We start from the raw sequence: 13239 nt of genomic DNA, 5'->3' as shown, positions 1-13239 counted from the left end.
GAGTGAAAGTATTAAGCCTCGAGCCTGCCGTCATCCCTAGGAGTGATAAATGAAACACTTGTCCATCAGTACTAAGTTGCTTTGGATCACCTCAGCGCTGTTTTTGATCATAGTCGCCATCCTCTCCTTCAGCCTCTGGTGGTCGCTCAGCGATAAAAACGCGCAACTGGCGGGCCAGGTGCAAGGCGCTTTGCATGATGAAACTCGCCAGCGCCTCAGCGCCCGGGCCGGTGAGTATGGTGAGCGGGTGGCGGGTTTTATCAATGAGGCCTATCGGATCCCCTTTTCGTTTGCCGGCATGATAGAGCAGAGCGCCGCTAGCCAGCCGCTATCTCGGGAAGGGGTAGAGGAGTCGGTGGCCGGCGTGCTGCGAAAGAACAGTCAGCTCTCCTCCATGTATGCCCAGTTCGAGCCCAACGGCTACGATGGCCGCGACGGCGACTATACCCAGAAGATCAGTCATAGCGTGCCCGAGGTGGGTACCCTGGAGATCTATTACACCCGCAGCGACGATGGCAGCGTCGAGCATCAGCAGGTGGATGACGCCAGCGAGAAGTACGATGCCACCCTCAAGGAGTTTGGCGTGCGCGAGGCAGAGTGGTACCTGTGCGCCAAGGACACTAAGCAGCCTTGCCTGATGGAGCCCTACCTGTATGAGATAAGCCCAGGCAACACGGCGCTGATGACCTCCTTAACCGTGCCTGTGGTGGTGGGCGGCAGCTTTCGCGGCGTAATCGGCGTGGATGTTAATCTGCCCGTGTTTCAGAAGCTGATCGACGAGCTCTCGGCCAGCCTGTATCAGGGCAAGGCCAAGGTGACCCTGCTGAGCCAGAAAGGCTTGGTGGTGGCGGCCAGCCACTATGATAAGAAGGCGCGGCCACTGGGTGAGTCTGTCGCCCCGTCACTTGCCAGTCAGTTGACCGGGCTACATCGCCAGGGCGGTTACCTCGAGCAGGGCGATAACATCATAGTTGCCTATCCCATCGAGATCCCGCTCGCCAAGGCGCAGTGGTCGCTGGTGATTGAGGTGGCCAAGGCCGATGCCTATCAGGCGGCGAATGCCATGGATAAGGCGATGTCTGCCATGGCCAGCTCTCTGGGCAGCCTGCTGCTGATCGTAGGCGTCATCGTCTCACTGATCGCCGTGGTTACCATCAGCCTGGTGATCCGATCTATTGTCGCGCCGCTTAAGGTGATTCAGAGCCGGGTGGAGAACTTAGCCAGCGCCGAGGGGGATCTGACCCAGCAGGTCACAGTGGAGTCCCACGCCGAACTCATCGCCCTAGGCGGTGGCATCAACGGCTTTATCAATAAGTTGAGGCTGCTAATTGGCGAGCTTAAGGAGCTGGCGTCACGCTCGCAGGCCGAGAGTCAGGTGGCGGCGGAGATAGCTCAGCAGACACACAACAGCGTCAATCGGCAGTACAGTGATATCGAGAGTGTGGTGACTGCGGTCAACGAGATGAGCGCCACCGCGCTCGAGGTGGCCAAGGCGTCTGAGCAGACGGCGTCGGAAACCGAGGCGATGACCCTCAACGTCAAGGCAGGTGAAGACAGCCTGAGCCAGGCCATGGGCTATGTGACTCATATGTCTCAAGAATCCCTGCTGGCTAAGGAGGCCGTGGGTAAGGTGGCGGAAAGCAGCACCAACATCAGCAAGATCCTCGAGGTGATCAGCGCCATCGCCGAGCAGACCAATCTGCTGGCACTTAACGCCGCCATCGAAGCCGCCCGCGCCGGTGAACAAGGCCGGGGCTTCGCCGTGGTCGCCGATGAGGTGCGTGCGCTGGCCTCCAAGACCCAGAGCTCGACCGATGAGATAGGCAAGTTGATCGAGGCGCTGCAGCGCGAGGTCAACAGTGCCTCGCAGATCATCGACCAAGGGGTGGATGGCGCCCAGCGCGCCGTGGCCCAGACAGAGTCGGCCCTGAGTTCACTCAACACCATTGTGAATCAAATTCAGGAGGTCTCCAGCCAGGTGACCCATATCGCCACCGCCGCAGAGGAGCAGAGTGCAGTGACCGAAGAGGTCAGCCGTAACATCACAGGTATCTCAGATTCAGCCTCCGAGCTGGCGAGACTCGCCGACGAGGCCCAGCAGAGCAGTGCCAGCCTGGCGGGCCTGGTAGAGCAGCAACATCAGCAGCTGGGTAAGTTAAAGACCTAAAGCTGAGGTTTTCATATCTGTAATATAGGCGTCTCCTGGGAGGCGCCTTTTTTGTGGTCAGATGGCAGTCGCATCGAATGCCGCGGCTGTGGCTGTGGCAGGGGCAGCGGCCGCGGCAGAGCTAAGTTTTAGCTTATAGAGGCAAGCGCAGGTTAGCGATCACACCGGCATTAGCAACCCCTGGCTTACCCACACCATTAGCCAGAGGCCGAAGAGTAGCCCAAGGGCCGGTCTATGGTGTGCGCCATGCCGGGCGAGGGCAAACAGGGTGCCGGCGCAGCTTAGCAACAGCAGCAGGCTAAATTGCACTAGGGGATCCAGACGCCAGGGAAAGAGGGAGGATGACAGCGAGAGTAACAGCAGCGCCGTCGTCATCAGCGTGGCGTAAATCAGTAGGCGTTCGGGTCGTTGTGGGGTCTTGAGTCGTGTGTGCATATCGGCCTCCGTGAATTGCCCTTAGACTAGCCTTTAGATTAGGCATTGGTGAGAATGATTCTCAACTAAATTTACACGTAAGCATGAGATTGTTTTTCCTATTTGCGCCAGGGCCGCGAGTGGTTTAAAGTTACTGTTAATTTATACAGTAATTGATGTCAGTATGATCCTATACATAGCAGAGAAGCCCAGTCTCGGGCGGGCAATCGCCGATGTGTTACCTAAACCCCACAAGAAGGGCGAGGGCTATATCACGGCGGCCAATGGCGATACCGTCTCCTGGTGCATAGGGCACCTGCTGGAGCAAGCCGAGCCCGACAGCTATGATCCCGCCTTCAAGTCGTGGTCGTTCGACCATCTGCCCATAGTGCCGCAGCAGTGGAAGATGACCCCCAAGAGCAAGACCCGTGGTCAGCTCAGTGTGCTGAGAAAATTGGTCAAGCAGGCCTGTCAGTTGGTGAACGCCGGGGACCCTGACCGTGAAGGTCAGCTGCTGGTGGATGAGGTGATCGCCTATCTGGGGGTCAAGGGCGACAAGCTAGAACAGACCCAGCGCCTGCTGGTGAGCGACCTCAATCCCCAGGCCGTTAAACGGGCCTTGGGGCAGCTGCGTAGCAACCGAGAGTTTATCCCCCTGTCGACCTCGGCGCTGGCGCGCTCCCGCGCCGACTGGCTCTATGGCATGAACATGACCCGCGCCTATACGTTGCAGGGCCGCAAGGTGGGCTATCAGGGAGTGCTCTCTGTCGGTCGGGTGCAGACGCCACTCTTAGGCCTGGTGGTGCGCCGCGATGAGGCCATTGAGAATTTCGTCAGCAAGCCTTTCTACGAGGTGCTGGCCAATCTCTATACCCAAGAACAGGCGCATTTCAAGGCCAAGTGGCAACCCAGCGAGGCCTGTCAGCCCTACATGGATGAGGAGGGGCGGGTGCTGTCGCGCCGTCTGGCGGAAAACGTGGTAGGGCGGATCACAGAGCAGCCTGCCAAGGTCACGGATCTGCAGGCCAAAGATAAGCAGCAGGGGCAACCCTTACCCTATAACCTGTCGTCGCTGCAGATAGATGCGGCGAAGCGATTCGGCATGAGTGCTAAGACGGTGCTCGATACCTGTCAGTCACTGTATGAGAAACATAAGCTGATCACCTATCCGCGCTCCGATAGCCGTTATCTGCCCAAGGAGCAGCTGGCCCTGGCCCCCGTCGTGATCGGCGCCGTGCTCAAGGGGGCTGGCGAACTCACCGCCCAGTGCGCCGCGCCGGATCTTAAGATAGTCTCCAAGGCCTGGAACGATGCCAAGGTGGATGCCCACCACGCCATAGTGCCCACCGAGAAGGTAGCCACCCTGAGCGCCCTGAGTCAGGCCGAGAAACAGATCTACCTGCAACTGGCCCGTCAGTATCTGGCGCAGTTTTACCCCGTCTATCGTTACCATGAGACTCAGGTTGAGGTGGAGATCGCCGGCGGCCATTTTCATACCAAGGCTAAGCAGGAGATCGCCCCCGGCTGGAAACAGCTGTTCCCTAAGCGCAGCGATGACAAGGCCGACGGCGATGAGGCTTTGGCCCTGCTGCCGCCGCTACATAAGGGGCAAGAGCTGCACTCTGGCCTGGGAGAGCTTATCGAGAAGCAGACCCAGCCTCCCAAGGCCTTTACCGATGCCACCCTGCTGAGTGCCATGACGGGGATCAGCCGCTACGTGACTAACCCTGAGATCCGTAAGATCCTCAAGGAAACCGACGGCCTGGGCACAGAGGCGACCCGCGCCGGGATCATCGAGTTGCTGTTCAAGCGTGGCTTTCTGACGCGCCAGGGAAAGTCTATCGTCTCGACCCCGGTCGGTCGCGGCCTCATCAATAGCCTACCCGAATCTGCCACCACGCCTGATATGACGGCGTTGTGGGAGAGTCACCTTGACGCCATCAGCCGTAAAGAGGCCAAGTACCTGAGCTTTATGGCGCCGCTAGTCGAGTCGCTCAATGGGCTTATCATGCAGGCCGGTGCCCAGCTGCCCAAGGCCTTGCAAGGGGTTGAGGCGCCTAAGCGTTCGTTTAAGAAGCGTGGCTACGGCAATCGACGCGGCGGGGCGACAGGTGCCAAAGGCAAGGCTAGCGGGGCGAAAAAGACTGCAACTAGAGCCGCGGCTAAAACAAGGGCTAAAACAAGCGCCTAATTAAGAGGCTAAGCAAGAATCTAAGCAAGAACATAAGTAAGAGCATAGACAAGGGCATAGGCAAGGGCGTAAGCAAGAGAAAAGGTAAGGGCCTGAACGCATAGAATGTGACGCAACTCAGACCCTTGGGGTGGGGCGTTTAACGCTTGATCAGCTGTATGGCATAGCCGCCGTTGGCCGCCATGTTGAGATCTAGGCTGTCGCCCTTGGTGACAGTTTTCTTGATCAGCTTATAGTCTTCGGCGAAGTTACCCGCGTTGATGCCATCTTGCAGCAGCTGCATCTCATACTCACCATCTCCCAGAAAGTCCAGGTTGATCCGCTGGCTTCTCGCCTGGGTATTGGTCATGGCGCCGATATACCAGTCATCACCTGCGCGTCGCGCTATGGTGAAATACTCGCCTATGCTGGCATGCAGCACCTTGAAGTCATCCCACACCGTAGGAATGGCGGCGATGAAGCACGGGATCTCAGGCTCGGCGCGGTAGCTGGTTGGGGTGTCGGCGAGCATCTGCAGCGGGCTCTCGTAGATCACATACATGGCGATCTGCTGCGCCCGGGTGGTCAGGCTCATGGGGCGAGACCAAACCTTGTTGAAGTTCTTCTGCTGGGCATTGGCCATGGCGCCCGGGGTGTAATCCAGCGGGCCAGCTATCATGCGGATGAAGGGCAGATGCAGGTTGTGGGTCGAGGTCACCTCAGACCATTTGTTGTTTTCCAGTCCTCTGACCCCCTCGCGGGTCATCACGTTGGGGTAGGTTCTGTGGATCCCCGCGGGCTTGTAGGCGCCGTGGAAGTTGACCATCAGCTTGTACTTGGCGGCCATGGCGGCGGCTCGCCAGTAGAAATCCACCCGCTTGATGCTGTCACTGTCCATGAAGTCTATCTTGACGCCGTTGATCCCCCATTTGGCGTAGAGCTTAAACGCCTCTTCCAGATTCTTGTCCAGCGCCGAGTAGGGCACCCACAGCTGCACCCCGACGCCCTTTTCTTTGGCATGGGCGATGATCGCCTGCATGTCTATGCCTGGCAGCACGGTAAGCACATCTTCCTGTGATGACCAGCCATCGTCGATAAGGATGTTTTCGATACCAAAGTCGGCGGCAAAGTCGGCGTAGTATTGGTAGGTCTCGGTATTGATCCCCGCCTTGAAGTCGACCCCCTTGAGGTTGTTCTCGTTATACCAGTCCCAGGCGATCTTGCCGGGCTTGATCCAGGAGGTGTCTTCGATGCGCGACGGCTCGGCCAGGGTGTAGCTCATCTGGTTGTCGAGCAGCTCGGCGTCGCTGCGGGCGATGGCTAGGATGCGCCAGGGATAGCTGCGAGACTTACTGACGATGCCCAGATCCTTTGTGTACTGCTCATCTTTATCCAGCTCGAATGGGTGCACGCCATAGAGATTGCCATCACCTTTGCCCCTTAGCCAGAGACCGGGATAGCTCTGCAGATCTGTCTCGGTCAGCAGTACATTGACGCCATTGACCACAAACAGGGCCGGCAGGCTACCCAGCTCCTCCTTGTCTATCCCCTTGGCGGCGATGGGGGTGAATCTGGGCTGGGTGGCGCTGGCAAACTTCTTCTCGAAGGGGAAGTAGGCGAAGGTGCCCTTGGCGAAGTTAAACTCGGCCTGCTCAGAGGTGAGGGCACTCTTACCTGACTGCTGGGCGCTGAAACGATAGGCGACCCCTTCATCGAAGGCGCGAAACTCCACCCGGTAGTTATCTTTGAAGCTCAGGTTCAACTGGTTGTATTGGTTGTCTATCTTGGCGGTACGCACCTTTATAACCGGGGTGAGCTGCTCTGAGATGGCACTGCGCTTGACCTCAACAACTTGAGGCGCGTTGCCGAGGGCCGTGCCATCGGCAAAGGTCATGGCGATGTGTGATGGGGCCAGGATGGTCTGGCCGTCGACGCTGACGCGATAGCTGAGCTGCTCCTCGGCGATGACATCGACCAAGATGCTGCCGTCCGGGGAGCTGAGTTGATAGGTCTCGCCCATGGCCAGTGCGCTGGGAAGCGTTAGTACTCCTGCCAACATCAGCTGCTTATACGCCTGGGGCGCCGTCAAAAAACGCTGCAACATGTTTCATTACTCCTGATTCATACGGGGAAATTCCCGAAGGTAAGTCATTGAAGCATGTCGATTGACGCCCGGGCGCATGAAAACGGGGCTAATGTTTCCCGAAAAATAACCTCTGTTTCGCCCCGCCTGCTGCGTGTTAGATAGATACTCCTAGAGCGAGTGCGCCATCAGTGCTCTTAGCTCAATTAAGATCTCATCTAAGCTGAGGTGCTCACCTTCAATAAAGGTTTTTTTGCTGGTTAAAAGCCTGCTGGCTTGGTCAATGGGCAGCGTGATTACACGCGACGACTGCTCCTCTGCTAGCCAAGGCGTAAAGCTGAGACGGGCGCTGGACGGCTCGCCGCAGAGGCTTTCATCTAAGGTGAGTGCTAGGGCGCCATCGCCGAGCAGGTAGCTGACGGTGTGGCGATTGAGGCAGAGCTGCTCACCGGACGGGAGCTGACCAAATGTGACCCGGCCATCTCGATAGGGTCGGCTCACCGTCTGCCAGGGCACCTGTTGTCCGGCGATCTTGTCATAGAGCAAGGATGTTTGAATCAAGGCCTCTGGCGCCGTCTGACTCGAGGCGTCTGATGCTGCTTGACCTGCGGCGCTCGAGCACAGGCCTAAGGCGTCTTCGCTGACGCTACAGCCGAGCAGGGCGTCCGGGCCTATGCCCACATAGCTGGCTTGCTGTTTCACCTGGCCGCGAATAAGGTCTCTATACCAACTCATCCAGGGCCAGCTGTAGTCGTATACCTCGGCGGCGTGGACCACCTGGCCGTCGCTGCTGGGCTGGGCATAGCCCTGATCGGGAAAGAACCACTCCGCCGTGGTGTGCAGCCACTCGTGGATGTACATGCCCGGGTCTCTGTCATTTGCCTTGGCCGCCTCGATCCGCCCGCTAACATCATCATAGAAGCGTATGGTGTAGTAGGAGGCGTCTGAGTTGAGCACGCGATAGTCATACCAGGCGATGCCCTTGAAGTCGTCGATATAGCACTCGTCGCTACCGGCGCCGCCGCGAAAGAAGCTGACGATAAGGTCATAGTCGCCCTTGTCGACGCTCGTCAGATAGGGCTCGATCTCCGCCGGGCCGATGAGCTTGTCATTGCTGAGGGTCACCACCTCATTCGTGATATCCAGGCGCTCAAACTGCCAATCCATGGTGTGGTAGCTGTAGGGCTCGACGCGCTCCTTAAAGCTCCAGCGAAAGAAGTCAAAGCCGGCGTCGAGCTGCTCGGTTTGGTATTGGCTGACACATCTAGCACCCTGAGCCTGCACCTTGGCCACGCCGATAAACAGCGCCTTCCAGGCCTTGGGCGGCTGGCGATCGCTCTCATCCAGCGCCAGGCTAATGGTCTGGTCGGCCTCTACCTGAACCGTGCGTCTAAGATACTGCTCACTCTGGTTGAGCCCCACGCCTATGGTGTATTCGCCGGGCTCGAGTGTAAGCTCGGCCGGGGTCAGCTTGCCAGTGAAGCGCCCATCTAGGTAGATGGCAGCGCCGCTCTCGCTAGCAGATACTGTGAGGCTCCCCTCTGGTGTCGGTGTGGCTACCGGTGGTGTAACCGCTGGCTCGCTAGTTTGGCCGTCATCGCCACCTGAGCCGCAGCCCGCTAGGCTCAGGCCTATGATACCTAAGAAGAGTAGGCTCAGTAAGGGGGATGCTCCGTGCTTGCTTAACTGTATGTTTGGCTTATTGCTTAGTTGCCTGTTTGGCTTATTGCTTAAATGTCTTTCCATGTGAAGAATCTCCCTGTCGATGAAGAAGTAGGTGATTGTGTTGGTGATGGATTGATATCCATGAGCGACTAAAACTTAAGCCATCCAGGCTGGCCCATTCAAGGGCTAATCAGGCCTAAAGTAGTTTTCGAGAAACACTATTAATTATTCAGGAATATCAGTTGGATAAGCTAAATTTTGCGGCGAGGGATGGGGGTAAAAAAAGCCCATCACCTAGTGGTAATGGGCGAACAAAACGATTGCTTAAATTGTCTTTGAGCGAATCATTTAACAAGGGAGATTAAAACTTGAAGCGAACCCCCGCACGATAACTACGACCCCAGCTGGAGATATAGTCCACGTGGTTCTTGTCCCCGTTCAAGTACTGCACATAATCGGGGTCAAGCAGGTTGTTGGCCTCGAAGGTGAGGGTGATATTGTCTGTGACGTCATAGCCCACCTGCATATCCAGTTGGCCCCATTCGTCGACCTGTAGGGTCTCTGAGGTCCAGTCGTTGAGGGCATTTGACCAATACCACTGCTTGCCCAGGCTGTACTCGGAGCGATAGTTATAGGCCACATTGACCTTAAGCCCATGGTTCTCGTAGAAGGCGACCACATTGTACTGATGATCAGACAATCCCTTGAACGGCAACTGCTCGCCATCGTCCGTGTATTCACCCGACTCGCTGTTGTTATAGGTATAGTTGGCCTGCACACCGAAGCCCGCGAGGGCATCAGGCAGGAAGTCGTCGAAGGTCTGTAGCCAGTTCAGCTCATAACCCCGGATACGCGACTGGTTTTCATCGTCATTGTAGGGGCGGGTGACCTCGAAGCTGGCGCCATTGATGGTTTCCCGTGTCGGTTCGTAGATCACGAAGCCGTGCAGCTCCTTGTAGTAGAAGGCCAGGTTGAGGGTGCCGCTATCGCTGTAGTACCACTCCAGCGTGGTATCGAGCTGATCGGCATAGTAGGGCTCCAGGCCTGGATCGTTCTCATAGATGAAGTTCTCCGGCGGCGTCTTCTCCTCGTTCTGCCAGATAGAGGTAACCGGCGACAGGTTGGTCAGCGGCGGACGTGATATCGCCTGTGACAGCGACAGACGCCAGACCAAATCATCGGTCAGCCCCAGCTTACCGTTGAAGCTCGGCAGCAACTTGTTGTAGTTGCCTTCAAACTCCACCAGGCCGACGGTATCCACCGCGTCGGTAAACAGGCCGTTTTCATCGAAGGCGATGTTGGCGGGATCCTGTGAGTAGCCCCAGGAGGTGACGGTTGTGTCTATATAGCGCAGACCGAAGTCGAGCATATAGGGCATGCCGGCAATCTCATCATCGAGGATCAGCTCGGCGTAGGCGTGAATGGTCTCCTCTTTCACCCCATAGGTGTTGCCGCCGGTGAGGTTAGGTCTGGGCACCAGGTATTGATCGAATGCCTCGCTGTCCAGCGAGCGATAATAGTCGAACAGCCCGGGAATGTTGATCCCCGCCCATGTGTTGGGCAGGTTGGCGTTTGAGCTGCCCATGAAGTCGTTGAAGTTGCCCGGATTGAGGGCAGTCGCCGGTAGCGGCCCCCAGAGGGTGTTGCCGGCGATATCCACCTTCTCGCTGTCGGGGGCGTTGATCCACTCGCTCTCTGTGGTGCCGTTACGGAAGGTGTAGGCGCTGGGGTTTTCCTGGCTCCAGTAGGTCTTGCCCTTATCCTGCATGTTATAGCCGGTGCCGAACAGCACCTTGCTGATGATGCCATCGTCCGGCTCATAGGTGCCGTTGAAGTTAAAGTTACCCGTCTTGTCCTTCACCTTGTCGCCGTCGATGCGGGCATACCAGGCGCCATAGTCGATATTCTCATCCAGCACGGTATCGCCGAAGGAGATGTCGGGCACCTGCTCGCCGTTATCCCAGTTGACCGTGAGGGTGTCGATGGCGGTGCGCACCACCACCCAGCTGACCGCCGCCGAGGCATCTTCCGCCTCCGAGTAGGCGACATCGAAGTTAAAGTTAAAGTTGTCCCAGATGTAATTGAGGTTCAGTCCCACCTGCATGGCATCGCTGTCGCGGGGATTTTGCGATTCCAGCAGTTCGGCGATGGCCGGCGAGTCCATGTTGCCCGGCTCACCGATAGTGATGCTGTTGGTGTGACCATCGGCGCCAAACTGCACATCCTGGATGTTGTCCAGGTTGGTGCCCTCAAACAGGGCCAGGGAGATCATGTTACCAGTAGATTCAATCTCATACTTGGTATAAAGGGCATCAAAGTTGATGTCCAGGTTCGGGGTCGGGCGCCACTGCAGCGCCAGGGTGCCGCCGCTGCGCTCGCGCTGATCCGTGCTCACCATGATGTTAGGCCAGCTGGGGAAGCGGCCCGACACGTTAGGATCGCCGTTTGGCATCAGCTCCGCCTCGCTCCATTCATTCCAGCCCCACTGGGCGCTGTGGCTGTCGAAGCGAGTGAAGGAGGAGGTGTGATTAGCGGAGATCAAGATCCCCAGCTCGTCGTCGTTAAAGGTCTCGCTGATCAGCAGCGAGGCCTGGGGATCTGTCTCACCGGCGCGCTCGTTATAGTAACCCTCGATAGAGCCCGCCACCTTACTGCCCACGTTGAGGGGCTTGAGGGTGTCGATGTTGATGATGGCGCCTATGCCGCCTTCGGGTAGAGAGGCCTGCTGGGTCTTGTTGACCTGAATGCCACCAATCAGCTCGGCGGCGATCAGATCATAGTTAAAGTCGCGCCCCACGGTTTCCGAGGCGATCTTTCTGCCGTTGAGCGTGGTGACGTTGTAGTCGCCGGATAGGCCTCGGACGGTCACGCTCTGACCCTCGCCGCGCAGGCGGTTAACGCTTACCCCAGGGATACGCTGCATCGCCTCGGCGACGTTGCTGTCGGGGAATTTACCTATATCTTCGGCGACCAAGGCGTCGACCACGTTGTCGGCTTCCTTCTTGATCGACTGCGCCTCTTTCAGACTGCTTAAGATCCCCCGTACCTCGATGACTTCCATCTCGGTCTCATCATTTTGTTGCTTCTCTTCGTCCTCGGCCCCGTAGGCGGGAAGTGAAGAGGCCAATGCAAGGCTAATCGCAAAGGCAAGATAATTTCTTTTCATAGTGTTCCCTTCGTGTTTTCAGGCTTTTTGAGCTTTATTGTTTGGGCTGAATTAATTCTTATCAGGCTCAATAAACTAATTTTTGAAATCAGTTCACCCTGATATTTATATCCCCGAGACTGGAAGGGAAACTTCCCGAAATAGTGCCTATGATTTCCAGAAAATATCCTAACGAATATTTAACATCAGGCTTTTTCATGCTCGCTACTTGAGTAAGTTTCACTCTGAACCTTCCAGAAAATCAGGTATAACTTCCCGAAAAATAACTTATGTTTGTTAATCAAATGTATTTGAGTTAGCTTCGCTTAAGGTGGGTTAACTGGGGTTATCCTTATGTTCGAATGGGTCGAGAAAATTTCGTTTAGTGAAGCCAGTCCGTTAACGGCGCAGGCGCAGGACAATAAGTTTGGCTTTCATCGCAAGCGGCCAGAGGTGATGGCCCACAGCCATTGGCATGGACACATAGAGATTAACTACCTCTTTGATTGTTCAGCCGATTATTTGATTAACGGTCAGGAGATCTCCGTGCCAGAGGGGCGGATGATCATCTTCTGGGCCTCGATCCCCCATCAGATGACCGCCTGTCATGGCGACGGTGAGATAGTCAATATCTACATTCCGCTGCAGGCCTTTCTTACCTGGATGCTGCCGGGCGAGTTTGTCAGCCAGCTGCTCCACGGCGAGGTGATGGTGTCTGACAGCCTCTATGTGTGCGATCGCCAGCTGACGCAGATCTGGGAGGCGGATATCGCCAGTCAGGAGCCCTTGCTCGCCAGCCAGGTGATCAACGAGATCCGCAACCGTATCCGCCGCATGGCGATAGAGCATTACAGCACCTTTAATCTGGCCCATCGTAGCGGCCATGAGGTCGACAAGCCGGTGTTTGGTGGGCTTAACCATATCCAGACCATGCTGCGTTATATCGCCGACCATTATGATCAGAAGATCACCATAGAAAACGTGGCCATGTCCACCGGGCTGCACAAGAACTATGCGATGAAGCTCTTCAATCGCGTAATGAAAGTCTCAATAAAACAATATATTAACCAGCTACGGTTGCAGCATGCCCAGGCCTTGCTGATCGATACCGAGAATCCTGTGCTGAACATAGCGCTGGAGGCGGGATTTGGCTCGGTGAGCCGCTTCTATGACATCTTTCAGCGCGAGTTCAACATGTCGCCGCTGGAGTTTCGTCGCCGGGTGGGATGAGGGTTATTTTTCGAGAACGTGTCATTGTTTTTTAGTAAGCCTGTTGCTGGCCTCGCGTGCTTCAATCTGTAAAGCGCTCGCGCTTAGCCCGTCCAGACTGGCTAATCAACAAAGGCGCAGCGAATAAAAGCTTAGCGGGTAAATAGAGAAGGCTATTTAACAAGAGTCTCTATTTCCTTGGATATTTATCGGCATGAGCCACTTATCAAAAATAATACTGAATAGTAATAACCGAGTGTCTTTGATTATTGGGTTAAGCCTTGTCGGCTTATTTTATATTTTGACTATTATAAATAGCCAAATATTCGAATGACACAAGATAAAAACGTTATTAATACCGAGAAGAGTATGAAAAAAAGCATTTT

General features: G+C 56.2%; 7 protein-coding genes. 3 read left to right on the top strand and 4 right to left on the bottom strand.

The genetic code is table 11. From position 1 onward, the window contains the following. Positions 1-49 precede the first annotated feature (49 nt). Complete coding sequence (locus tag K0I31_RS12005) at positions 50-2167, top strand: methyl-accepting chemotaxis protein (protein WP_220078539.1); 2118 nt, start codon at positions 50-52, stop codon at positions 2165-2167. A gap of 159 nt (positions 2168-2326) precedes the next feature. Here K0I31_RS12005 and K0I31_RS12000 read toward each other — a convergent pair whose 3' ends face one another. Continuing rightward, positions 2327-2602 (bottom strand): hypothetical protein, encoded by a 276-nt coding sequence (locus K0I31_RS12000; RefSeq protein WP_144204485.1) that lies wholly within the window; start codon positions 2600-2602, stop codon positions 2327-2329. 163 nt (positions 2603-2765) lie between these two features. Between K0I31_RS12000 and K0I31_RS11995 the strand changes: the two genes are divergently transcribed. Beyond that, positions 2766-4772, top strand: a complete 2007-nt coding sequence (locus K0I31_RS11995) for a DNA topoisomerase III (RefSeq protein ID WP_220078538.1) — start codon at positions 2766-2768, stop codon at positions 4770-4772. Between the two features lie 139 nt (positions 4773-4911). Here the strand turns inward: K0I31_RS11995 and K0I31_RS11990 are convergent, their stop codons facing one another. From K0I31_RS11990 to K0I31_RS11980, 3 genes are all read right to left on the bottom strand, one after another. Further along, positions 4912-6855, bottom strand: coding sequence for a glycoside hydrolase family 97 protein (locus K0I31_RS11990; protein WP_220078537.1), 1944 nt, complete (start codon positions 6853-6855; stop codon positions 4912-4914). A 150-nt stretch (positions 6856-7005) separates the two neighbouring features. Further along, positions 7006-8580 (bottom strand): PEGA domain-containing protein, encoded by a 1575-nt coding sequence (locus K0I31_RS11985; RefSeq protein WP_220078536.1) that lies wholly within the window; start codon positions 8578-8580, stop codon positions 7006-7008. Between the two features lie 280 nt (positions 8581-8860). After that, on the bottom strand, positions 8861-11665 hold the full coding sequence (locus K0I31_RS11980) for a TonB-dependent receptor (RefSeq protein ID WP_220078535.1): 2805 nt from the start codon (positions 11663-11665) through the stop codon (positions 8861-8863). Between the two features lie 333 nt (positions 11666-11998). Between K0I31_RS11980 and K0I31_RS11975 the strand changes: the two genes are divergently transcribed. Continuing rightward, the gene (locus K0I31_RS11975) at positions 11999-12874 is read left to right on the top strand and encodes a helix-turn-helix domain-containing protein (protein ID WP_220078534.1); all 876 of its coding nucleotides are present in this window, start codon (positions 11999-12001) and stop codon (positions 12872-12874) included. Positions 12875-13239: the final 365 nt, after the last annotated feature.

Source organism: Shewanella spartinae, from assembly GCF_019457555.1.
Lineage (GTDB): Bacteria > Pseudomonadota > Gammaproteobacteria > Enterobacterales > Shewanellaceae > Shewanella > Shewanella loihica.
The sequence above is the reverse complement of the archived record's forward strand: the minus strand, read 5'-3'. Positions and strand labels throughout refer to the sequence as shown.

What these genes read in the sequence shown, in the direction of transcription:
- K0I31_RS12005 (WP_220078539.1), top strand. Translation starts at nt 50, where the DNA reads ATGAAACACTTGTCCATCAGTACTAAGTTGCTTTGGATCACCTCAGCG.
- K0I31_RS12000 (WP_144204485.1), bottom strand. Translation starts at nt 2,602, where the DNA reads ATGCACACACGACTCAAGACCCCACAACGACCCGAACGCCTACTGATT.
- K0I31_RS11995 (WP_220078538.1), top strand. Translation starts at nt 2,766, where the DNA reads ATGATCCTATACATAGCAGAGAAGCCCAGTCTCGGGCGGGCAATCGCC.
- K0I31_RS11990 (WP_220078537.1), bottom strand. Translation starts at nt 6,855, where the DNA reads ATGTTGCAGCGTTTTTTGACGGCGCCCCAGGCGTATAAGCAGCTGATG.
- K0I31_RS11985 (WP_220078536.1), bottom strand. Translation starts at nt 8,580, where the DNA reads ATGGAAAGACATTTAAGCAATAAGCCAAACAGGCAACTAAGCAATAAG.
- K0I31_RS11980 (WP_220078535.1), bottom strand. Translation starts at nt 11,665, where the DNA reads ATGAAAAGAAATTATCTTGCCTTTGCGATTAGCCTTGCATTGGCCTCT.
- K0I31_RS11975 (WP_220078534.1), top strand. Translation starts at nt 11,999, where the DNA reads ATGTTCGAATGGGTCGAGAAAATTTCGTTTAGTGAAGCCAGTCCGTTA.